The following is a 23,394-nucleotide window of genomic DNA, read 5'->3' on the forward strand; positions in this document are numbered from 1 at the left end:
AACTAAAGTTTTTACATAGAGAGATTGATTTTTTAACGAGATTCTGAGCAGCTAACTGGCTTTATTAATAAAGGAAAATGTCTCCCGAGCGGCAGATTGAATGGTTTCAGTTTGTTCTCTACAGTGAACGGATTTATGAGCGATGATGTAGCGTTTAACCGGGCATAGAAATAGACGGGAAGCCTGCTCAGCATTCGTAAATGAAATTATTAAAAAGGATCTATCCCTGCTAACATTTAGTTAGAGACGGATCCCTTCCATTTCTATGATTTTGTGTGGTGACAAGCAGATCCAATTTTTATAACCGATTTCAAATTTTTCTAAGCTCTTCCAAATGTCTCTAGGAAGAATTTCTTCGCCGTTTTAAAACAAGAAATGTTCTATAAGATAGCCTATGCGATGAAAAGTTTTTACATTTCCTTCCAGATATACGCTCCTTCAAACCTATCACGACGTATTTCTATTTATTTTAGTTCTTCGAATAATTTTTATCGTTGGATGAACCGTAAGGGCAAGACTTCCAATTAAATACAGAATCTGGCCATACATGCTAGGTGCTCCCGTTAAGTTTAAAATACTTCCTGTTACAAAAGATATGCCGGTCAATATATCTCCTATTAATTGAATGCTATCATACTTTCTTATGACTTATAGCCTGAAATTGCCGTAAGTTATCTCAAGATCATATCGATCCCCTTGTTCCTTCGTTCTAATTATAGGAAGAAATGACATATTTCCCCTCCCTTATCTTCTATTAAATGAGTTCCATCCCATAATCAAAACCCTCTTGAAAAATCCAAGAGGGTCCGCTTTGTTGGTATGGTTATGCTTTTACCCAATAAACTGCTTCATTACTGGAAGGGGATGGCGGGAATTGCTCCCCTTTTCCATCGTAATGGTTGTGTTATCGTTATTTTCCGATCCACCATTTACTAAACGATCCACCTTAAACGCTCCACTTTCGGGTGCTTTTTCACCTGTTTTGAATGCGTTGTCTGCCATCTTCCTTCACCTCCGAGTTTATAAGTTAACGCTCCTTAACTAGTGTCTTTCCTTCTTTTCATCATTTAAACACGAAAGGTGACGAGTTCGCCTAAAAAAAATAACTATTGCTTTTTTATCTAAAAGTATCCTCTATTTAATAGGTCCAAACCTTAACCTCCAAATCCTGCACCCCAAACTCCAATGCATCATCCAAGTCTGCTATATAAATATCCAAGCGTCCATTCGTAATCGCACTTCCACGGTCTTCACAGACATAGGTTTCATTCAATGCTGGAATATGTATTTTTGTACCGAATGGCAAGGATTGTGGACATGCCATCGTGTGATTCTCTTGAACAATTTCTCCTGAAGCTGTAATTCCGTAACCAGGATCCCCTGGGCGTTTTTTCGTAGATTCATAACCTGCTGTGTATGCCGTTACTCGAAATGGTACACCATCTCCATCCGGTATTTTTATCGTCTGTCCAAATTTAATATCTGACGGGTTCGTAATCTCCGAGTTCGCCGCAATTAATGTATTCCTATCCACCTGATAGAGTTGGGAAATTCGAAATAAACTCTCTCCCGGCAATACCGTATGGTCCTTTTCAGCGGAAACGGTTCCTGCTAAGCATAGAAAACCAATAAAAAATGTGAATAGATAAGAAAAACGTTTGATAATAAAACCTCCCCTAGAAATTTATACCACTTCCGGTAGACTATACCCAATTGGCTAACTTGCAAACTTCATTTTTTAGGAGAGGAGTGTGATGCGCTTATGAATCTGCTCTATTCCGCTAGGGTCTATTAAATCTGAATGAGAAGAGGAGCTTATAGAATGGAAGTAAGCAAGATTCGTTAGCATGATTTATTCGGAATTCCCTTTATTGCACCGTAACTCAGCGCCGTTCCAATGTCTTTACATACAAAATTTCAACTTTTCATTTACTACTCGCTAGTTGAATCCTTTATTATCAATTTTCTCTTTTGTTTAATAAATTTCATAATACGTATATAATGCTTTACCATCACCATATGTAGTTGAGTTGGTTCGTTCCCAACTACATATGGTGATGGAATAGCCGACTTTGGTAATTATGAAATTCATTCTTGTTGATTGAAGCAAAGAAAAAACTAGGAGCACCAGTGGTTTTCATCTACATCGTTCCTAGTTTGTTATTCAAATTTGATTTTTTCGAGGAATCTCGAGTGGATAGGCAGTTCAACCTCTGTAATCGCTCTCATATCTTCTCAGCATTTCACTATTACATTATCACTACTTATCCTTATTTAATTTAGACCTGCGAATAACTTTGATCGTTGGTCGAACCGTAAGTGCCAAACTTCCGATTAAGTAAAGAATCTGACCATACATACTAGGCGCTCCTGTTAAATTTAAAATACTTCCCGATACAAAAGATATACCAGTCAATATATCCCCTATTAATTGAATGCTGTCATATTTTTTAATGATGTAAAGTCTGAATCTGCCGTATGTTATCTCCAAATCATATTGATTCCCTTGTTCCTTTGTTTTTATTTTAGGAAAAAGCGGCATCTTTTCCCTCCTCCATCTTCTATTAAAAAGCCCCATTCCCATAATCAAAACCCTCTTGAAAAAATCCAAGAGGGTCCGCTTTGTTTGTATGTTTATACTTTTACCCAATAAGCTGCTTCATTACTGGAAGGGGATGGCGGGAATTGCTCCCCTTTTTCGATTGTGATCGTTGTGTTATCGTTATTTGCTGATCCACCATCCACTAAACGATCCACCTTAAATTCACCGCTTTCCGGCGCTTTTTCACCTGTTTTGAATGTGTTGTCTGCCATCTTTCTACACCTCCGAGTTTTTTATAGGTTAATTCTTCTGTAGAAGAAAACGTCCCTACTGGTATCTTTCCTTTTTTTCATACTTTAAACACGGAAGATGGCAGTTAATCTATCTATTATATTACCTAAAGTTTTACGGTAGCATTATACCTTCTGAACTTCTAATGTTCGGTTCTCAACTATTTTATAAATATCATGCCATGGTTTTAATTTTTCAAAAGCAGCACTAGCCTTTATTACATCTAAATCTGCAAAACGATTTCCAATAATTTGCATACCTACTGGCAATTGAGTGGAAGATAACCCTGCTGGAATCGATGCGCTTGGGTGACCCGAGAAATTTGTAAAATAAGTCATACACCAGCCGATTAATGGATCGATTTCCTCCCCATTAATACTTGTAGGGCCTACTGTATTACGGTTATTATTATTATCTACAGGCAGGCTTGCGACGGTTGGCGTGACTAAGAGATCATAGTCATGGAATACATGTTGAATCGTATCGTATACTTCTGTACGCATTTGTTGATCTTTAAGCACATCCATTGCACCTAGTCGTTTTACTTTTTCCACCCAATTTACTATTTCTGAAGGTAAAGCATCTGGATGATCTTTTAATATATCTAATCCAGCATCTTTTAATCCCTCTAAAAGTTCAGCATTTGACAAACCAACTAAACGGTGCCATAAATCACTTAATTCTTTATGGGTTCGTTTTAAACCTAAAGATACGACTTCGACTATTGCGCCTGCTTGTTCAAACAACTGAACTGCTGAATCGATAACAGAAGCAACTTCCGGATCTACTGGATAAATATCCAAGTTTGGACTATATGCGATTTTCATTCCCTTTAAAGGCCGTCCAAGCGCAGATAGATAGTCTAATTTATCACTTACACTAAATGGATCCCGGTGATCCATTCCCGTAATTAAATTAAGAGCAATAGCAGCATCCTCAACGGTTCTTGTCATTGTCCCTTCATGGATAAAAATATTTGCAGCTTTAAACGCATTTGGTCTACTTACAAAAGGAACCCTACCAAACGAAGCCTTAAACCCATAAATTCCACACCAAGCGGCAGGAATTCGAATAGAGCCGCCTGCATCTGTACCTTCAGCCAGTGTTATTAAACCATCTGCAACTGCTGCACCACTCCCCCCCGAAGAGCCGCCACTATTTTTGGCGATATTAAATGGATTCCGGGTCGGTCCGAATAGGGGATTATCCGTAACGCCTCTCGCCCCAAAAACGGGACTATTTGTTTTACCAATAAGGTTTGCACCTGCTGTTTCGGTACGTTCAGCAAATACACAATAATGATCTGCAATATTATCTTTAAATAATTCAATGCCACCAAAGGTTGTCGGCCAGCCTGGTTTAAAATCAAATAAATCTTTCATGGCCACTGGAATACCATGTAAAGCACTTCGATATTTTCCATCAAGAATATCCTTCTCTTTTTGTCTGGCATTTTCGCGTGCCCCTTCAAAATCAGTAAAAACAAATGCATTAATACTAGGGTTTCTTTCTTCAATACGTTTAATTTGGTTTTCTAACAGCTCAACTGGTGATAGTTTCAAATCCTTGATTAACTCAGATAACTCTTTTAGTGATTTGTAAGCAAGTTCAGTCGTCAATCGATAATCCCCCCTGTTTCTTATCATAATTAAATAATACATAATTTTCCCAATAAGACAATAATATTAACTTTTTATTCTACTGATAAAATATCTAATTGAAATGGCATTATCTATTTAAGATAAGCCGAGTGTTTGATCTTATCAAGAATAAAAGTGGCGCCCTATTTTGTGAATAAGGGATATCTCTACAATGAACACGATAATTTTTTAAAAAAGCGTTGGAGCTTACACTGTTTTTCAATGTATACTCCAACGCCTTAATTTTATTTACTGGGTTTGTTTCAGCTTAATGTTAATGTAACGCTAGCTTTTCATTCCCATATCCAGATAGTTTAGAGCCACCATGAGGCATTTCGCTGACTAGTGGAGATGATTATTTCCCCATACTGCTCCAACTGCTTCCCCATAACCGGTAACGACATTTAATACCCCCGGCGGATTAATTGGCAATGACCTTTCATAACTAACCTGCTTTACGCTCATCTGCATCAATTGCATGATGCGGTGTACTATCGTAAATTTACCGCCCCCTCAATAAGTCAAATGTGATTCTATTTTAGAGTGAATTCCCATTCCCTCCCAAACTTTCACACGGTTTTTGCCTTTTTGTAAATCCGCGATTGGGCCAAGCACACTGTTTTCTGACCTTTTTCCCCCTAAGAAATCGGTATCTACAGCCAGTTCTTCACCATTTGGATTTACAAAGTCTGCATCAACAATCCTTAGCTTCCCTAATGTTTTAGTAGTTTGAATCTCACCAGATATTCTCTCGAACTCTTCGGGGAGCTCACAATAGAGGTATACTTCATTCCCTTCTTCTACTATCCTTAATTCGGGATTAAAATGATTGACTACTATCCTTTCATTCTCATCCTCAAAGGGAACTGCCCCATTTAAATAGGCATTATTGTTAATATAAACTGGTTGCTCCACCTTTAGGAATGTTTCCAAGTCTCCAATTTCTTCATTAACAGTCTCCATATATTCTTCTAGTGACTTAGTGTAACCGTTGTAATGAGCAGTTCCTACATCTTCTAAAGAACTGTCACCGATGAATATATTGTTGTAAAAGCGGTCGTCTCCTCCGTAAGTAACAGCAAACCCTGCAACCTCTGTGCTATGAGGTACATGATATGGTGTTGATCGGTCAAGCATTTTCCGATGAACCATTTTTCCACCAATTATATTGTTCACATAAGCCCCGCCCTGAGCATGATTATCTAAAGCATACTCGGAAGTTAAAATGTTATGATCGACTAAGTAGGGACCATGACTAACTTCGACAAACAAGTCACGGTTATTTCGATAATAGAGATTTTTACTAACTCTAGTTCCTTGTGTTTGCCAATCTAACCAAGTCCCTAAAGAACAATCATGAATACGATTTTCGTATATTTGTACGTCAATGGCAGCATGCAGCTTGATACCCGCTATCTCGTGTCCGTAGAACTCCCGCTTTAATGCAATATTATAAATATGGTTATTATATATCTCGCTAAAAACGCAACCAAGATGACCAACAATACCATTTTGTCCACAATCATATATCGTGTTATTTCGTATGACATGGGAACCAATTTTTTCTTTACTCCAACCAGCCTGCTTAGCAAGAAAGACGGATTCTATTTGATATTGATAACCAGGCTTATCTTTCCGTCTGCTACGATAATTATTTCCTGTTGAAGCTTCTTTCCCAATACTAATAGCACTGCATTTCGAGTCATGGAGAATATTATCTTCAATAATCCATCCCTTACTCCAATTAGCACCTAATAATCCTGGTTGATCAGCTGTAGGAGGCGTCCAGGGAGTTGCTGCTTGGGCCATTTCAAATCCTTGCACAGTAATGTAATTAATACCAGTTTCTTCTGGATAAAAACAACACTTACGCACATTTATTTCCACTAACTCTTCATTCGGATTGTAATCGTGAAAGTTGGCGTAAATTGTCGTGTTTTTCTCATCTACTTCTGCAAACCAGACATATTGTGTTTGATCGGGATCATGAACTGGGACAATCTTTTTTGTCCAGTGATCTAATACTTCTGTATTTATAGTGGGCTTCTGCAATTGTTCAAAGCTTTCAGCCTCATAAAAGGACATGCCATTTAAATAAACGTCTCCTAGATGTCTCCTTGGATTATAGACAATCCAATCTCCAAAAATTTCTTCTACATATGGATTAAAGTCTCCAAATAAATCATTAGATAATACGACTTTCCAAATAGTTCCTTCCACTTGTTCCCAATTCCGAATTTGTTCAGAACCTTTAATTACTACTTTCTCTCCTTTAGAAGCTTGATAAGTAATCCTTCTCGTATTACTTATCCCTGTATTCCTCGGTTTCACCCATTCCCGGTAAACTCCTTCATGGACAACAATAGTATCCCCGGCTACAGCAACTGAAGCTGCCTTATTGATGGTCAAAAATGGGTCTAGTTTCGTTCCCTCTCCATAATCCGAACCATTTTTTGCTACATGATATTCAACGTCCATTTCACTTCCCCCTTCAAGTTAAGTCTGTCTTAATTATACGAGTGAAGATTGATTTACTTCTATACAAAATATAGTATACTTTAAGACAATATTAGTGTTTAACGAGAGGGAGGAGAGCTTTTTGGCTTTTTTTGAACATCACGGGGTAAAAGAAAAAGAATCCTTTTACTTTTTTACACTCGTTAATCAAACCTTTCCGCTCCATTTCCATCGCGCTTACGAACTCATTATTGTTAATGATGGAGAATTATTGTTAACCATTGACCAGAAGGAGTATGTACTAGAAAAAAATGATTTAGCATTTATTTTTCATAACCAATTACATGAGTTTAAAACGGCTAAAAATTCCAATATTACAATCATTATATTTTCTCCTGAATTAATTGGGGACTTTTTTATGAATTACAAGGGATATATCCCAGAAAATAATGTTATTCGGATTAGTCATCCACCCGACTTCCATCTGTTAAACTCGATTTATAGGCAGAAAAGTTTCCTATATTTCCTCTGTAGTACGTTGGTGGAAAATACCAAGTTTATATCAGTTGATCGTTCAACAAAAATGAAAGTATTACATAAGATCCTACTTTATGTAGATAGCAATTATAGTGGTGATTGTACATTAAAATCTGTTGCAAAACATCTACAATATGATTATGCCTATTTATCTAAGTCTTTTATACAGTTAACTAAAATGAGCTTTACCGAGTACTTAAATCATTACCGAATTTCTCAAGCCTGTTATTTCTTGAAGAATAGTCAGCAATCTATTAACGAGATAGCATTCAATTGCGGCTATAATAACCTGAGATCATTTAATCGTAATTTTAAAAAGATTGTAAATCAAACACCTAAAAGATATAGAGACATCGTAGATTAATCACTGAAACACTCCTTTCATATAAAAAAAGAGCTTGAGAATAGAGGCCAACTGAAACGTCCAAAAAAAATATGATTTCCAGTTTTCTACGGAAATCATATCTTTTTTCGTTACAATTATATGGCCTGTGGCTCCTCTTTGTATTTCAATCTCATCTTAATAATTGCGTTCTCAGCATTTATTAATATGCGCCTCGAATATATTCTCTAACATGATCTTCATAGAATTTCACCAAACGTCCTTGTTCTTCAGGCGTGTAATCCTTGACGTTAAGGGCACCTAAGTTATCTTCGACCTGCTTCACATTACGGAATCCTGGAATCACACTCGTTACGGCTTCTTGTTCGAGAATCCATTTTAATGCTGCTTGGGTCATATTCCCTCTTCCTTTTGCAATCCACTCGAGCTGGCGACTTAGATCTACACCCTTTTCAAATTCGATGCCAGCAAAGGTTTCTCCTATATTAAATGATTGCCCTTGTTTATTGAAGTGGCGGTGATCATCCTCTTCAAAGGTTGCATCTTTACTGAATTTACCTGTTAGCAATCCACTTGCAAGTGGTACTCGAGCAAGAATCCCGACACCTTTTTCCATTGCTTTTGGAAATAACTCCTCCAACGGTTTTTGACGAAAAATATTAAAAATGACCTGTAGCGCACTTGCGTTTGAGTTTTCAAGGACGTATAATCCTTCTTCCACTGTTTCTACACTCACACCATAATAACGGATTTTTCCTTCTTCCTTTAGCTTTTCCAGTACTTCAAATACACTACCATCTTTTAAAATTTCTAGTGGCGGACAGTGGATTTGGTATAAATCAAGCGTATCTCGATTCAATCGTCTCAACGTATTATCCAGATATATACTCACCTGTTCTCTCGAATAATTTTGTGGATCGGAAATATCGCCTGATCGACAGAACTTTGAAGCAATATGTATTTCCGTCTCCTTCCCTTTCGTTGCTTTTGCTAAAAGCTCTTCTGCATGTCCATCTCCATAAACATCTGCTGTATCAAAGAAATTCACACCTGCATCCATCGCACGGTCTAAGCCTTTTAAGGCCTCTGTGTCATTCACCTTTCCCCATGCGCCGCCAATTGCCCATGTTCCAAAACTTAGTGTGCTAATGTTTAAGTTCGTGTTACCAAGTTGTTTGTATATCACCATAAACTCCTCCTAATGAACAATATTCCGAAACGACGTACTTGCACGATTCAAAAATAAGGATATCGAGAGTTTATACAAAATCCGAATAAATGTAAGGTATCGTTCGGATTTTATATAATATATAAATCTATTGTTTCAGCCTCTTTTTCAAAAGTATATTCTATTCTATCTTAATAGCTTGTTCCTGTGCTTCCACACAAAGAGCAGCAGCAGTGAAAGCATGTTCCTGTGTCATGGCATTTTCTGTACCATTTAAGCAATCCAAGATAAATTGTCCAAAGAACGGGAAACCTATTTTCCCTGTTACTTCAAAATGTTTTTCCCCTTGACCATTAACAAGATATACATGGTCTCCGTCTTTGCTTCGGGCAATATCGATGTATTTCCGAACTTCTATATACCCCTCTGTGCCAAGTATTAGAACACGTCCGTCTCCCCATGTTCCTAACCCGTCGGGGGTAAACCAGTCAACACGGAAATAAAATGTTGCGCTATTATCCGCAACCAATGTCGCATCCCCATAATCCTGAAATTCAGGATATTGTTTATGGTTATAATTCGCTACTTTACTATGGAGGACTTTAGCGCTTTTAGCACCTGAATAATGTAAAAATTGTTCGATTTGATGGCTTCCTATATCAGTAAGAATTCCGCCATATTGTTCAGGATCGAAAAACCAGCTTGGTCTGCTATCTGCACTTGTACGGTGCGGACCGGTTCCTATTACCTGAATGACTCTCCCAATCGCACCCTCTTCAATTAGTTGACCGGCAAAGACAGCACTTTCCACATGCAGCCTTTCACTATAATAAATTCCCCATCTTAGGCCCGTTTCTTCTACTTTTTGTTTTGCCAGTTCAATTTGCTCCATCGTCGTAAAAGCAGGCTTGTCGACAAAATAATGTTTGCCTGAATCTAATACTTTCAATCCCAAAGGACCACGCTGAACAGGAATATTTGCACTTGCTATGAGTTTAATTGTTGAGTCTTGTAAGATTTCTTCTTCAGATTCCGCAGCAGTTGCTTCCGGGTATGTATCGATAAAACGTTTCACCTTTTCAGGATCGGGATCATAGACAGCAACTAAGTTTCCACCAGCTTCTAATAACCCATTACACATACCATATATATGACCATGGTCCAGCCCAATAACCCCAAATGGGAATTCCCCTTTTTCAACTACCGCCCGCACTTCACCTTTAGGTGCGTAATTCATTCCATCATTTTTATCCAAGGATATTCTCCCCTTTCAATCCTTCTATTTTAGTACTCGCATCATCCACCAGTTGTAATATCATTAGTTGTAAAGTTTTCTATTACCTTATTTTTCTCGTAATAACGAGTGGCATTATTTAAAGTACCTTCTCTCGTATAAAATAAATTATCTTTATTTAATGGAAGCTTAATGGTCTTCCCTGTGTTAGCGGATTCATATATGGCAGAAATTAATTCAAGCGTCTGTCTTCCTTGCTTTCCATCAATTAATACATCTGTTCCTTGTTCTAGGGCAGTCAATACATCATTTATTTGACCTGCATGTCCCGCATATTGAACTTCATCCAGCTGGTCATAATAATTTTGAATTTCAGCTTCTAATTCTTTATCCTCTTCTGGAAACCCATTTTCCATTGATTTCGATGCTTTTACCTTCCAAGGTGACGATACACGAGCATTTTTCCCTTGGAATATCAACTGTTGTTCTTCCCCATGATGGACAACAGAACTTGTTATTTGTGCAAGACTACCATCTTCATAGCGGCAAATAGCTACTGAAATATCTTCCACTTCGGCATTATCATGAGAAGTATTGCTCATAACTGCAGTTACTTCTTTTGGCATTCCATTCATCCAGTTAAAAATATCAATATGGTGTACAGCATGGTTTAAAGTACAGCCCCCACCTTCTTTTTCCCATGTTCCTCTCCACCATAAATCATAATAGTTATGGCCTCTCCACCAGAACGAATCAACTTGTGCATGTACAATCGGCCCCATTAACTTCGTATCAAGTACTTCTTTAAGCTTCATCATCGGCGTACGGAAACGATTTTGTGAAACAACCGATAGCACTTTATTATTTCTTTCTGCAGCTTCATTCATCGCATCACACTCTTCCAGTGAAGATGCCATTGGTTTTTCAACGAGTACGTTTTTACCTGCATCCAGGAAATTAATTGATATCTCCGAGTGTGTATATGGTGGAGTACAAACCGACACTAAATCAATATCTTCCCTTTCCAGCATTTTTTCATAGTTATCATACATGGTTACATCAAGATTAAACTCCTTTGCCTTCTGCTCTGCCTTTTCTGGATAAATATCGCACAAGGCTACAATTTTGCATCGATCAGGGAATTGTAAATACCCTTCTATGTGGGATGGTGCAATTGCTCCAGATCCAACAATAGCTACGTTTAACATAAAATCCTCTCCTCTTGTATGAGTTAATCTATATTTTCTTCTCTTGCCAGCCTAACTAGTTCCACATACTGTCTAGCTTTATCTCTAATTATGGTGTAATTTTCGGTTAAAATTGCTTGTTTATCTACTAGATTACCACCTGCCCCAATTGCAACGGCACCAGCTTTTATAAAATCGGAACCATTCTTCAGGTCAACTCCCCCTGTAGGAATAATGTCAATTTGCGGTAACGGACCTTTAATATTTTTTATAAATGCCGGCCCGCCGACAGATGCAGGAAAGACCTTAACAATATCTGCTCCCCACTCCACCGCTTGTACCATTTCAGTTGGTGTCATAACCCCTGGGATACTTACTTTACCGTAGCGGATGGTAGTTTCAATGACATCTTTTTTCAAAATCGGGCTAACTACAAACGCTGCGCCGCTTCGGATAGCAGCATCCGCTGCTATCCCGTCTAATACGGTACCTGCTCCAATAATGGCGTCTCCAGCAAATTCCCTCGTCAATTGTTCGATTAAAGATTGAGCACCCTCTCCATCCATGGTTATTTCCAAGGCATTAACACCGCCCTCAATTAAACTTTCGGCTACCTTTAACACCTTATCTTTAGGTACTTTTCGAATAACGGCTATTACTCCACTTTCTGTTAAACGATCTATCGTCTTAACCTTTGTCTTCATTTTTCATTCTGTCCCTTCAATATTAAATCGCATGAATCGTTTAGTTATCTTGATGAAGTAAACTTACAAAAGGACGCTTTTGGATGTTAATTTTTATCACACATCCGGAGATTCATATGAAATCCTACTATTTTTAAATGTGTGTGATGATGTGATTTAACGTAATACCACTTCTTCACTGTCATCAGGATTGATCTCTGACCAGTATGGATATCCTTCTGTATCTCCAGTAACTGTTAAGGCATAGGCACCCAGTTTATTTCCTAAAGCAACCGATTTCTGATAGTCCCAGCCACGCAGAAGGCCAGATAAAAATCCTGCTGCAAAACCATCCCCTGCTCCAACGGTATCCATTACTTTTGTGACTTTTTCTCCTGAAACATACCCATTTTCTTCTTTGGTCTGGTAATAAGCACCACTTTCACCAAGTTTAATAACAACTGCTTTCGCGTTACCCTGTAATAGTTTTCCCGCAATTTTCTCGGGGGTTTTCTCTCCAGTTAATAATTTACCTTCACTTAATCCTGGCATGACAATGTCACATTGCATTGCGATATCAAATAGCACGTTAGATGCTTCTTCTTTCGACCACAATTTCAAACGTACATTTGGGTCAAAGACAAGAGTCTGTTTATTCCTCTGCGCGAGTTCGATTACTTTATAAATAGTGTCTTTGCAAGATGCACTTAATGCTGGTGTAATTCCAGTCAGATGAATAAATCTCGCTTTAGAAAGATATGCTTCATCTACGTCATCCGGTGAAAGCGCGCTTGCAGCAGAGTGCTTTCGGTAATAATAAATTTTCGGATCTTTACCGGGATTGGTTTCTTTGAAGAATACGGCAGTAGGTGATGAACAATCGAACTTTACTGCCGAAGTATCTACCCCTTCCCCGCGAATATAGTTTCGGATATAGATACCAAATTCATCATTGCCTAGACGGCTCATCCATCCCGCCTGATGCCCAAGGCGGGATAAAGCAATAGCAACATTTGACTCTGCTCCCCCAATCGTTCGATGAAACGTATCAGAGAAGCGAAGAGCACCTACAGACTGCGGTGTGAAAAGCACCATACTTTCACCAATTGTAATTACGTCCATTTGTCATCCTCCTAATCCATGATTCTCCTGAAGGGGATCATAGAATTGCTTTGAAATGTAACTATGCTTTGCCCCAAATCGCGTCTTTCCTATACTCCAGAATAAGCCATAAATCCTCCATCAACAGGCACTGTTATACCAGTTACAAACCCCGACATATTCTCATCAACTAGCCAAATCATTGTTCCTAATAAATCTTCAGGATCCCCAAACCGTTTCATCGGTGTATGGGTGATGATTTTCTCTGACCTTTCCGTTAATGAACCATCCTCATTTTTTAACAGGTTCTTATTTTGCTCTGTCTCAAAGAATCCCGGTGCTATCGCATTAACTCTAATTCCCACATCTGCCATATGAACTGCTAACCATTGAGTGATATTTTCAATCCCCGCTTTCGCCGCACTATATGCCGGCACTTTTGTCATAGGAGATGGAGCACTCATGGAGGACATATTAATAATTACTGCACCTTTTTTATTGATCATTTTTTTTGAAAAGACTTGGGCAGGTATAACCGTTCCAAGTAGATTTAAATTTAGGACAAACTCGAAGCCTTCTGGTAATAAATCATAGAATGTTGATATATCTTTGTTTTCAAGGTCTTTAGGTTTTAGTGTTTCATTTGTCGTCGTCCCTTTCGGATGATTTCCACCCGCACCATTTATTAGAATGTCATACGAACCAAATGTATCCGTAACAATTTGTTCTGCTCTTTCCATACTTTTTACATCTAGTACATCACAGGATATTGCAATGGCTTCTCCGCCTTGATTGATAATATCCCGTTCCACTAATTTCGCTTTCTCTTCACTCCGACCTAATATCGCTACCTTAACTCCTTGTCTTCCAAGTTCTCTTGCCATCGCCCCGCATAAAACACCGCTTCCTCCCGTAATAACAGCAACTTTATCTTTTAAATTCTCATTGATTGACAGCATAATGATTTGTCTCCTTTCGAGTTCTAACGAGCGAGTCCCATATTCCCCATAGATACATAATTCCTAGCGCTCGGTCATAGAGACCATATCCTGGTCTGCATTTTTCATCCCAAATATGTCGCCCATGGTCTGGTCGTACATACCCATTAAAATTCGAATCATATAACGCTTTCATAACTCCATAGATATTAATGGAACCATCCGTTATTCGATGGGATGTTTCGATAAAATCTCCATTCTCAAATCGTTTCACGTTCCGAATATGAGCAAATGGGATTCGATCCGAAAACTCTTGAATCATCTCTACAATATTGTTATCTTCACTTGCACCTAAAGAACCGCTGCATAATGTTAAACCGTTATACGGACTATCTATCAAGTTTAGGAGCCTTCTAATATTCTGTTTATTCGTGATAATCCTAGGTAAGCCGAAAACAGAGAAAGGCGGATCATCTGGATGAATAGCCATTTTAATACCGTTTTTCTCAGCTACTGGAATAATACGATTTAAAAAGTAATGTAAGTTATCCCACAAGTCTTCTTCAGTTACATCTTTGTACTGATCAAATAAATCGGATAAATAATCCAATCTCTCCGGTTCCCAGCCTGGCATTGTAAAATCATAATTACGTGATATCGTGTTAACAAGATCTGTCGGCTCAATATTTGCTATTTTGCTATTTTCATAAAATAAGGCCGTTGATCCATCTTCAAGTTCTTTAAATAAATCAGTTCGTACCCAGTCGAATACTGGCATAAAATTGTAACAGATTACCTTAATACCAGCCTGTGCCAGATTCTCAATTGTTTTAATATAATTATCTATGTACGTCTCTCTAGTAGGCAATCCCAGTTTAATGTCTTCATGGATATTAACACTCTCTACGACATCAATGTTAAAACCTAATCGTTCAGCCTGTTGTTTAACTTCGTTTATCTTTTCCATTGGCCACACTTCACCTGCTGGAATATCATGAAGAGCCCAAACTATTCCTTCTACGCCTGGTATCTGTTTAATATGTTCTAAGGGAATAAAGTCATTCCCCTCCCCAAACCAGCGAAATACCATTTTCATTATGCATCACCCTTCACAAATCAAGTTTACTGCTTATTAAGATAATAAATCTCTCTTTTTTGCTTTAATTAATTATGCACCTTAACTTCCTGTCTGTGGAATTCGACGGATGTTAGGGTCACTAAATATATCTAATTCATCCCTACTTGGGGTAGAGAACTCAGAAATAATTGCTCCATCAGGACAGGCCTGAAACCAATGCAGTGTATTAGGAGGAATCGTATACTGATCCCCTGGGTTCAACACAATTTCGTGAAATACCGTATAATATGGTTCACTATCTTTAGGAATGGTTGACTTAATTTCTCCCGCTGACTCACCTTCGACATAAAGATATACTCTCCCCCAACGGCAACGAAATGTTTCCGTTTTTCCTTCCTTATCCCCTATAGATGGATGCTTATGTTCCGGACAGGTTTGCTTTGGGAAAAGGACGAGTTCCTTCGCACAATAATATTCATTGTTTATATATGTAATTAACTGTAGTCCCTGCACTTCCAAGTTATTTAATCCGAAATCAGCAACCTCTAGTCGTTCTTTTTCCTCATTAGTCAAGGTAATTTCTATATTATTTAAAAACTGTATTGTCTGCTTGCGGTATTCTTCGTATACATTCCTCGTTAACATCGGACACCCACTTTCTGAGTCATTCTCATTTGAATTATTTTTTTGTTAATAACGCTCTAGTATAATTAGTATGGTAGATAAGTTTTTAAAAGTCCTCCCCCATCAAGGAAGGGGATGACGTTTGATTTTAATTATCTATAAATCTAGGTTATTTTTTACCAAGACGTCTTTGTGTGAAGCTCGAAATCCATAAACTCACAAAAGCAAATAACAATAATGGGAACATTAGTGTTAATGCTAACGAATTCAGCATTGGCTGTGGCTGTGAACCTGATCCTTGGAGCACACTAAACACCATAACACCTAATGTTTGTGTCTTAGGTCCAGAAATGAGTAAGATAATAGTAAAGGTACTAAACATTCTAATGAAGATATTTATTGCAGATGCCGTTAGACCAGGGACCAACTGTGGTATTACAACTCTGCTAAATAATTTATATTTCGTTGCTCCCAACGATTCAGCTGCCCATTCCAATCGTGGATCAAGAGATTCCATAAACGGAAGCAAAATAAATACCGAAAATGGGATACCTACAATTAAGTTAACTAAAATTAAACCTGGGATTGTTTCAGCTAATCCAATAGAATAGAAAATCGATGCAACTGGAATTGCATAAACAAGTTCTGGCAAAGTAAATGGCATTTGAAAGAAACTAATCAATGCTTCTTTAAAAGGGAATTGTTTACGTCCTAACACATAGGCTGTCGGTATACTTAATAGTAATGAAATAACCGTTGCTGTCACAACAATCTGTAAAGTTATTTTATAAAAGTGCCCTATCTCATATGCTTGCCAAGCCTGCATGAACCAATCTAGCGTATAACCAGCAGGCAGGAACGTACCAAACCATTCTGTCCCAAAAGCGCTAAGCAAAACTGCAATAGTCATTCCGATAATAGCGGTAATAAAGACAATAATAAGCAACCATGTAAACATTTTATATAGTAGTTTTAGTAATCCAGCCATTCTACTATTCTTTGGGACACTTGCCTCAGACGGATTATTTATATCATCTTTAAAGGTATTTTCCATGAATCTCACCTCTCATTATTTAAATGTACTTGCAGAGCCAACAAATCCTCTTTTACGTATTGCATAGACAATTCCAAGTATCAATAATTGAGTAATCGCCATCACTACAGCGACCGTATTTGCCATACTATAGTTAAAGTTCCGCATCGCCTCTTCAAAAGCGACTACTGCAAATGTTCGAGTGGAAGACGCAGGGTTACCTACGATTACTGCTGAAGTATAAACACCAATCTGCATAATGATATTTAAAGCAAAAACTCTTAATATACTAGAACGAACAAGTGGATAGAATACGCGGCGGAATGTTACCCATTCACTTGCTCCAAGTGATCTTGCAGCCTTTTCTAGATTCGGATCGATGGAATCCATCATTCCAATAAAGTTTGTTGCCAAAAATGCAACACCTAAAATCACACAGGCAATAAATGCACCAGTATAGTTGTATACTAGGTTGATTGGTTCTTCAATAAGCCCCATATTCATGAGGATTGTGTTAAACCATCCTGTTGGTTTAAAGAAAGCAATAATTGCCATATCAATAATTAATGAACCCAATGTAAGTGGAAAGATTATTAATCCAGCGATCATTCCCTTCCCTCTCATTTTACCTCTTATAAAATATGTAATTGCAAATGCAATAAATAATTCAAGGAATGCCGCTGGGATTACTAAAGCAACGGTTCGAAATATCGTTTCATAGTAATCTGGATTTGTAAAAAACTCAACATAATTACCCAATGTGAAGTTAGATGTTCCATTTTCCTGAAATGTCATCAGAACACCTCTTATTAATGGGTAAACAAATATCAGCAGTACTGGGAGTAAACTTGGAAGAAGCAATAAATAATCACTTTTTTTCGTTTCAGCTTGTTGATTCATGCTTTTCACTCCTCATCCAAAATAATGATTTTCTCAGGATTTAAGTAAAGCTGCACTTTCTGATGAACGGTATAAGGGTCAAGACCTAAAACACTTGTCTTTAAAGTGGTACCATCTTGTATTTTAATTTCATAACCTGTTGTACTCCCTACATAGTCCCCTACTAAAATCTCACCCTCCAATATATTGGCTCCGATTTGATCATTTGGCACAATATCAATCATTTCAGGTTTAATCGTCAGCCGTACATGATCACCGACTTGGTGACGACCGTTTGGTTTAATTTCTAAACGAATATTCGTATCTGTTTCAAAGATAAGGTGGTTATTATTTTCGCCAACTACTTTCCCTCTAATGAAGTTGGAGTATCCTAGGAAATTTGCGACAAAGTAATTTTTCGGTCTACCGAAGATTTCTTTGGGCGTGCCAATTTGCTGAATTTCACCTTTAGACATAACCGCAATTTTCGTTGAGAGGGATAGTGCCTCTTCTTGGTCGTGTGTTACATAAATCGTTGTGATGGCAAGTTCTTCATGAATCTTCTTGATTTGAATACGCATATCTTTTCGTAGTTTTGCATCGAGGTTACTTAACGGCTCATCTAATAACAGAACTTTCGGTCGAATAACAAGTGCTCTTGCTAACGCAACACGTTGCTGCTGCCCACCACTTAACTCTTTGGTGAATCTGTTTTCCAGACCATTCAGCTGCACCATTTCAATTGCTTCCTGAACCCTTCTTTTCTTTTCATTTTTTTCTACTTTACGCATATCTAAACCAAACGCAACATTTTGGGCAACCGTCATATGTGGAAACAAAGCATAGTTTTGAAATACCATTCCAATGTCGCGTTTATTCATAGCAATATGATTGATTGTATGACCATTAAATTGAATTTCACCTGAAGTTGGCTCAAGGATTCCTAATACCATCGAGAGGATTGTTGTTTTACCACAGCCGCTCGGACCGAGGAATGTCATAAATTCTCCATTCTCAATCGTCAAGTTTGCTTTTCTCACTGCAGTAGTATCACCGAATCGTTTTACAAGGTTTTTTATTTCAACCTTTGTACTGCTCGTATTCTTCACTATTTTCTCTGGTGTTGTCGGTTTCTTATTCGCTAATGCAGATTGTGCCATTTTATTTCCTCCTTATCTCCCTGGCCCCTATCAAATAAGAGACCAGGGGAAAATCACTATTTTTGCGCTTGTATTTTCTCTTCCCAAAGGTTATACAGTTCATTTGTTGGTTCTAAGTCAGGGAATAGTACCCAATCATCTTCTTTAACTACCATTTTATTATCTTCTTTAAACTCTGGCATAACTGCATCAACCAGTGTGTCGTAGGATTCTTGATATTCAGTCTCTAGCATATCTGGTATTGCCTCACCATTTGCTGGAAGGAATCCTCGCGCAAATCCTTGTGCCTGTATTTCTTTAGATGTTGCAAATTCAAGAAACTCTAATGCTGCTTTTTTGCGATCTTCCGGTAGATCTTTCAACATAACATAGAAGTGGGAATCGATAACTTGTTTTGTATCTTCTAATTTCACAGCTTCTACATGTGGTGGGATCGTATTTATAGCTTTATTGTCTGCATACCAGAACGGGGTATGTGGGACAATATCTACAGCACCTTCAAACAACAGATCAAAGGCATCCGATGTTTTCGTCGGGTAAAACTCAATTGTCTCACCAACTTCTTCTAAGTAAGTCCAAGTTTCATCTAATGAGCTTGGATCATTGAAATCTTCACCCATCGATTGAACGAGGCCAAAGAAGAATCCTCGTGCAGGACCACTAGAGGGGACTGCTGGATAAGTAAATTTCCCAGGATTTTCTTCAACCCAATCTTTTAGTTCAGCATAAGTAGTTGGTGGGTTTTCTACTGTTTTTGTGTTATACATTAGGATTGGACCACCAGAACCAGTTGTGACTGGTGCACCATGCCCATCAAATTTATCGATGTATGCTTGTCCTATTTCATTCCATTGTTCAGCGTGTACCTCCTCTGCGTATTCAGGTAATAACTGTTCCCAAATTCCTTCCTCAATACCAAGCGGAAGTCCATCTAAACCTGTTATGACCAAGTCAATTGTTCCATTATCTCCTTGAGATTTAATCTTATTAATTACTTCTTGTGGTGTACCTCGGCCATAATCAACTTTATATTTTCCATCGGTTGCTTCCTCAAACATTGGAATAACGATATCATTATAATACTCATCCCCACCAGCAGCCGTATAAATTGTAAGTGTCATTGGACCGTCCCCACTACCGCCGGAAGATTCATCTCCCCCACAAGCACCAAGCAGTAAACTGACTGTAATCATTACGATTAATAAGAGCCATCCTTTTCTTTGCAAAATTATACCTCCCCTATTTTTATAAGTGTGTTCAATAATTATTGAGCGCTTACATAAAACAATAAATAATAATGCAACTACTCCTTCTAATGTAGGCCTTGTTCTTTCAATCCACCTCCTTATCACAAGTAGCATCACCTTTTTTTGTAAACGGTTGCATCAGGCGTGAAAAAATATCTCCCAAACTACGGTTTTAATTGGGCTTCCTATCATAATACTAGTGTTTCCATCTAGGTCAGTTACCATTTTAATCATACTAGTATGTTAGACATACCCCTATATTAACCCTTCTAATGTAGAAAGGCAATACTTTTCTGTCTATTCCAATTGTAATGACTGATTACAATATTCGAAATTCGTTTTTTATATTGCCTCACCAATTGGGAGATGAACCCAACAGGTGAGGCCCCTAATATTAATATATCGTTCTGCCTAACTCATCCGGAATACCTGACTTTCTATAAAAATAAGTATTGATACGGTCACGCCATTCCATTGCATTATCTAGTTGCATCCGCAATCGTTCTTTCACATTTGCAAATATCCAACTTTCTATTTTCCCTTCTAAACCATTCCACTTTTCAATAAATTTCCCCACTTCTTCTACACCTTGGAAATGTGTATTATAAATGTGTTGTATTACTGTTTCTCCGGAATGAAGCTTATGTGAATATGGAACATGATGGAAGAATAGTAACAACTCATCTGGACACTCTTCTACCGAATTATATACTTTTGCGTTTGGTCCAAAGTATTGCCCTGTATAACCTGTTCCAGTTTCAACTGTACGATTTACACCAATACCATCTCGATCGGCAAAGTGATACGTCCCCCATTTCGAATACTCATATCCATCCACATTTGGTCCGTAATGGTGATCTGGATTAACCATCCAGCCTATGCCTAGTGGTGCGGTATAATTTTCATATGTTTTCCAAGAATGGAGAAGGATATATTTAATCTGTTCGACAACTTGAAGGTCGTCCCCAAAGGTTAACTGAATCCACTCGTCCGTTATTTCCTCTGTTGATAATTCTGGATTCCAAATTAATCTCCCAAATCCATAGAGATTCGCCTGCGCCAATGTATTTCCTGTCCAGTTTACATCATTACCGATGTTAGATACTGCTGCAATACCACTATATTTATTATCATATAATGAGCCATCGACAATTGATTTAACTGTCGATCCTTCTCCCTCAGAATGTGTATCAAAATTTAAAATTTCTTTCCATTGAGGGATTAGATAACAAACATCCTTTTGCTGACCAGTATATTCTTGTGCAATTTGAAATTCCAAAACTTGGTTTGTTTCTTTCAATGCTCCTAATAGCGGTGAAATCGGTTCTCGGACTTGGAAGTCCATTGGCCCATTTTTAATTTGTAAAATGACATTTTCTAGAAATTGTCCATCTAGCGGCTTGAAGTTATCATAGGCTGCTCTAGCTCGGTCCGTCTTTCTATCACGCCAATCTTGCAAGCAATTATAAACAAAGCAGCGCCATATCACCTTTCCAGCAAATGGCTGTAATGCACGAGCCAGGACATTTGCACCCTCTACATGTCCTCTTCCATATGTAAACGGACCTGGTCTGCCCTCTGAATCCGCTTTAACTACAAAACCGCCAAAATCAGGGATATAGTTGTAGATCTCCTCTACTTTCTCCGCCCACCATTTTTCTACTTTTTCATTAAGTGGATCAGCGGTTGACAGGTTTCCCAATTCCATTGGACTAGCATAGTTTATACTTAGATAGGTGGTTATGGCATAGGACCTCAAAATATCTGCGACTTTCTTTACTTTAGGCAAAAACGCTTTCGTTATTAAATTCGTCTCTACATCCCATACATTTACATTATTGATAGAAATCGCATTCACACCAACAGATGATAAGAGCCGCGCATAATCCCTCACTCTTGTTAAATCTTCACTGAAATCATTACCATGGAAGAAAATTGAATCTCCTGAATAGCCTCTTTCAATCGACCCATCCATATTATCCCATTGATTCATCATTCTCAGCTGGTTTCTTGGCCCCTCAACAATCTCTAATGATTCTATCGATTCTTCCCTCTGTAATATCCTTAAGAAATGAAAAGTAGCATATAACGTTCCTTTATCTGTCTTGCCTATTAAAAGTACCTTTTTCTTATCAGCAGTAGTTTTTAATAAATAACCCTCTTCATTTACATCATCAAATAATTCTGGTGAGATTCCATATCCCTTTAAGTTAACGCTTTCAAAAGTCCCTAAAACTATTGAAAACTCATTTGTTGGATATGGTTGAACAGTTGGTACAATATTTAACATGGACTCAAGTGCGTATTTCAACTCAGCTATCGCAGAATCTATCAGAATCGTCTTAGCAGTAAATGATATAGTAGAGGCTATGCTGCTATATGTCAGGGGATTATCAATCCTCTTATACTGCAACCAGCAGTGATAACTATTCGTTAACAATTGATTGCTATCAAAATTGACTGTTTTCTGCAATTACTTTAACCTCCTTATTCTAACAATAAATACATTGATTCAAATTCCAGTAACGACATGATCAATGTATTTATTTAGAACTTATAATTACTAAAAATAATTGGGATATTCTTTTTTTAGCTCTCTTTTTTCAAAGTTTACTAAGTTTAAATGGCTAACAATCAAATTCTCTGCATCGTCCTCTTTTTTATCCTTAATGAATTCAAGGATAGCTTTGTGCTGAGAGACAAGTATATCCCATTCCAGATTTGATGCTAATCTAAGGACACGCAGCCTATCAAATTGACTATTCATTTGTCTGATTGTTCTCCAAGTCCTCAATTTGTTGCATCCTTCAAATATCAACCGGTGGAATTCGTCATCTAATTCCAACAACCGATGGAATGACCCTTTATTTAAACATAATTCTTGCATCGCAATATTGGATTCCAGTTTAAAAAGCTGTTCTTCATCAAGGACATGACAGGCCTCTCGTACCACTGCTTTCTCAATATTTTCCCGAAGAAACCTTCCTTCCTCAACAAGATCCAAATCAATCTTTGAGACAATGGTGCCAATCTGAGGATATATGCCGAGCAAACCTTCTTGTGAAAGTTTTAAAAAGGCTTCCCTTACCGGCGTACGGCTAACCTCTAACTCGCTAGCAATTTCCTGTTCAGATATCTTTTGCCCGGGTTCAAGCTCAAGTTCTATAATTCTTTTCTTTATTGTTTCATAGGCAAAGTCACGGGTTGAAAGATTCTCTCTTTTAATGACTGATACTATCATTCTCACCTCTT

At 37.9% G+C, this 23,394-nt stretch carries 22 protein-coding genes; 1 reads left to right on the forward strand and 21 read right to left on the reverse strand.

The genetic code is table 11. The features are described from left to right. Positions 1-447 precede the first annotated feature (447 nt). The 7 genes from L3V42_RS18475 to L3V42_RS02590 form a co-directional block, all read right to left on the reverse strand. Positions 448-645: a YrhK family protein gene (locus L3V42_RS18475; RefSeq protein ID WP_369412834.1), complete on the reverse strand. Its 198-nt coding sequence runs from the start codon at positions 643-645 to the stop codon at positions 448-450. Between the two features lie 186 nt (positions 646-831). Beyond that, positions 832-1,002 (reverse strand): YjzC family protein, encoded by a 171-nt coding sequence (locus tag L3V42_RS02565; protein ID WP_235761941.1) that lies wholly within the window; start codon positions 1,000-1,002, stop codon positions 832-834. 136 nt (positions 1,003-1,138) lie between these two features. Further along, complete coding sequence (locus L3V42_RS02570; RefSeq protein ID WP_235761940.1) at positions 1,139-1,576, reverse strand: LysM peptidoglycan-binding domain-containing protein; 438 nt, start codon at positions 1,574-1,576, stop codon at positions 1,139-1,141. 684 nt (positions 1,577-2,260) lie between these two features. Continuing rightward, the gene (locus L3V42_RS02575) at positions 2,261-2,542 is read right to left on the reverse strand and encodes a YrhK family protein (protein WP_235761939.1); all 282 of its coding nucleotides are present in this window, start codon (positions 2,540-2,542) and stop codon (positions 2,261-2,263) included. 92 nt (positions 2,543-2,634) lie between these two features. Next, positions 2,635-2,814, reverse strand: coding sequence for a YjzC family protein (locus tag L3V42_RS02580; protein ID WP_235761938.1), 180 nt, complete (start codon positions 2,812-2,814; stop codon positions 2,635-2,637). 144 nt (positions 2,815-2,958) lie between these two features. Then, on the reverse strand, positions 2,959-4,452 hold the full coding sequence (locus L3V42_RS02585) for an amidase (protein WP_238471202.1): 1,494 nt from the start codon (positions 4,450-4,452) through the stop codon (positions 2,959-2,961). Between the two features lie 534 nt (positions 4,453-4,986). Continuing rightward, positions 4,987-6,951 carry a right-handed parallel beta-helix repeat-containing protein gene (locus L3V42_RS02590; RefSeq protein ID WP_238471203.1) on the reverse strand — a complete coding sequence of 655 codons (1,965 nt, stop codon included), beginning with the start codon at positions 6,949-6,951 and terminating at the stop codon, positions 4,987-4,989. Between the two features lie 121 nt (positions 6,952-7,072). On the opposite strand from L3V42_RS02590, the gene L3V42_RS02595 reads away from it, so the two are divergent. After that, positions 7,073-7,831: a helix-turn-helix transcriptional regulator gene (locus tag L3V42_RS02595; RefSeq protein WP_238471204.1), complete on the forward strand. Its 759-nt coding sequence runs from the start codon at positions 7,073-7,075 to the stop codon at positions 7,829-7,831. Between the two features lie 181 nt (positions 7,832-8,012). On the opposite strand, the gene L3V42_RS02600 is transcribed toward L3V42_RS02595, so the two are convergent. From L3V42_RS02600 to L3V42_RS02665, 14 genes are all read right to left on the reverse strand, one after another. Further along, the gene (locus L3V42_RS02600) at positions 8,013-8,996 is read right to left on the reverse strand and encodes an aldo/keto reductase (protein ID WP_238471205.1); all 984 of its coding nucleotides are present in this window, start codon (positions 8,994-8,996) and stop codon (positions 8,013-8,015) included. Positions 8,997-9,159: 163 nt separating this feature from the next. Beyond that, on the reverse strand, positions 9,160-10,233 hold the full coding sequence (locus tag L3V42_RS02605; RefSeq protein WP_238471206.1) for a Gfo/Idh/MocA family protein: 1,074 nt from the start codon (positions 10,231-10,233) through the stop codon (positions 9,160-9,162). 41 nt (positions 10,234-10,274) lie between these two features. Further along, complete coding sequence (locus L3V42_RS02610; RefSeq protein WP_238471207.1) at positions 10,275-11,420, reverse strand: Gfo/Idh/MocA family protein; 1,146 nt, start codon at positions 11,418-11,420, stop codon at positions 10,275-10,277. Between the two features lie 23 nt (positions 11,421-11,443). Beyond that, entirely contained in the window at positions 11,444-12,103 is a 660-nt protein-coding gene (locus tag L3V42_RS02615; RefSeq protein WP_238471208.1) for a bifunctional 4-hydroxy-2-oxoglutarate aldolase/2-dehydro-3-deoxy-phosphogluconate aldolase, read from the reverse strand. A 156-nt stretch (positions 12,104-12,259) separates the two neighbouring features. Beyond that, a complete protein-coding gene (locus L3V42_RS02620) occupies positions 12,260-13,204 on the reverse strand; it encodes a sugar kinase (RefSeq protein ID WP_238471209.1) in 945 nt (314 codons plus the stop codon). 89 nt (positions 13,205-13,293) lie between these two features. Next, the gene (locus L3V42_RS02625) at positions 13,294-14,142 is read right to left on the reverse strand and encodes an SDR family oxidoreductase (protein ID WP_238471210.1); all 849 of its coding nucleotides are present in this window, start codon (positions 14,140-14,142) and stop codon (positions 13,294-13,296) included. After that, positions 14,126-15,217 (reverse strand): mannonate dehydratase, encoded by a 1,092-nt coding sequence (gene uxuA, locus L3V42_RS02630; RefSeq protein WP_238471211.1) that lies wholly within the window; start codon positions 15,215-15,217, stop codon positions 14,126-14,128. Before uxuA ends, L3V42_RS02625 begins: the two co-directional genes overlap by 17 nt. Positions 15,218-15,298: 81 nt before the next feature. Further along, complete coding sequence (locus L3V42_RS02635; protein WP_238471212.1) at positions 15,299-15,844, reverse strand: D-lyxose/D-mannose family sugar isomerase; 546 nt, start codon at positions 15,842-15,844, stop codon at positions 15,299-15,301. A 148-nt stretch (positions 15,845-15,992) separates the two neighbouring features. Beyond that, entirely contained in the window at positions 15,993-16,877 is an 885-nt protein-coding gene (locus L3V42_RS02640) for an ABC transporter permease (protein ID WP_238471213.1), read from the reverse strand. 15 nt (positions 16,878-16,892) lie between these two features. Continuing rightward, complete coding sequence (locus L3V42_RS02645) at positions 16,893-17,756, reverse strand: ABC transporter permease (protein WP_238471214.1); 864 nt, start codon at positions 17,754-17,756, stop codon at positions 16,893-16,895. Between the two features lie 5 nt (positions 17,757-17,761). After that, a complete protein-coding gene (locus L3V42_RS02650; protein ID WP_238471215.1) occupies positions 17,762-18,895 on the reverse strand; it encodes an ABC transporter ATP-binding protein in 1,134 nt (377 codons plus the stop codon). A 56-nt stretch (positions 18,896-18,951) separates the two neighbouring features. Beyond that, a complete protein-coding gene (locus L3V42_RS02655) occupies positions 18,952-20,121 on the reverse strand; it encodes an extracellular solute-binding protein (RefSeq protein ID WP_238471216.1) in 1,170 nt (389 codons plus the stop codon). 415 nt (positions 20,122-20,536) lie between these two features. After that, complete coding sequence (locus L3V42_RS02660; protein WP_255783366.1) at positions 20,537-22,615, reverse strand: alpha-glucuronidase family glycosyl hydrolase; 2,079 nt, start codon at positions 22,613-22,615, stop codon at positions 20,537-20,539. A gap of 90 nt (positions 22,616-22,705) precedes the next feature. Then, positions 22,706-23,383, reverse strand: coding sequence for a GntR family transcriptional regulator (locus tag L3V42_RS02665; RefSeq protein WP_238471217.1), 678 nt, complete (start codon positions 23,381-23,383; stop codon positions 22,706-22,708). Positions 23,384-23,394: the final 11 nt, after the last annotated feature.

It is taken from the genome of Oceanobacillus alkalisoli (genome assembly GCF_022213125.1).
Classification (GTDB): Bacteria; Bacillota; Bacilli; order Bacillales; family Amphibacillaceae; genus Oceanobacillus; species Oceanobacillus alkalisoli.

Excerpts from the sequence above, each read along its gene's own strand:
- L3V42_RS02565 (WP_235761941.1), bottom strand. The coding sequence starts at position 1,002 with ATGGCAGACAACGCATTCAAAACAGGTGAAAAAGCACCCGAAAGTGGA.
- L3V42_RS02575 (WP_235761939.1), bottom strand. The coding sequence starts at position 2,542 with ATGCCGCTTTTTCCTAAAATAAAAACAAAGGAACAAGGGAATCAATAT.
- L3V42_RS02580 (WP_235761938.1), bottom strand. The coding sequence starts at position 2,814 with ATGGCAGACAACACATTCAAAACAGGTGAAAAAGCGCCGGAAAGCGGT.
- L3V42_RS02590 (WP_238471203.1), bottom strand. The coding sequence starts at position 6,951 with ATGGACGTTGAATATCATGTAGCAAAAAATGGTTCGGATTATGGAGAG.
- L3V42_RS02610 (WP_238471207.1), bottom strand. The coding sequence starts at position 11,420 with ATGTTAAACGTAGCTATTGTTGGATCTGGAGCAATTGCACCATCCCAC.
- L3V42_RS02615 (WP_238471208.1), bottom strand. The coding sequence starts at position 12,103 with ATGAAGACAAAGGTTAAGACGATAGATCGTTTAACAGAAAGTGGAGTA.
- L3V42_RS02620 (WP_238471209.1), bottom strand. The coding sequence starts at position 13,204 with ATGGACGTAATTACAATTGGTGAAAGTATGGTGCTTTTCACACCGCAG.
- L3V42_RS02625 (WP_238471210.1), bottom strand. The coding sequence starts at position 14,142 with ATGCTGTCAATCAATGAGAATTTAAAAGATAAAGTTGCTGTTATTACG.
- uxuA (WP_238471211.1), bottom strand. The coding sequence starts at position 15,217 with ATGAAAATGGTATTTCGCTGGTTTGGGGAGGGGAATGACTTTATTCCC.
- L3V42_RS02635 (WP_238471212.1), bottom strand. The coding sequence starts at position 15,844 with ATGTTAACGAGGAATGTATACGAAGAATACCGCAAGCAGACAATACAG.
- L3V42_RS02640 (WP_238471213.1), bottom strand. The coding sequence starts at position 16,877 with ATGGAAAATACCTTTAAAGATGATATAAATAATCCGTCTGAGGCAAGT.
- L3V42_RS02645 (WP_238471214.1), bottom strand. The coding sequence starts at position 17,756 with ATGAATCAACAAGCTGAAACGAAAAAAAGTGATTATTTATTGCTTCTT.
- L3V42_RS02650 (WP_238471215.1), bottom strand. The coding sequence starts at position 18,895 with ATGGCACAATCTGCATTAGCGAATAAGAAACCGACAACACCAGAGAAA.
- L3V42_RS02665 (WP_238471217.1), bottom strand. The coding sequence starts at position 23,383 with ATGATAGTATCAGTCATTAAAAGAGAGAATCTTTCAACCCGTGACTTT.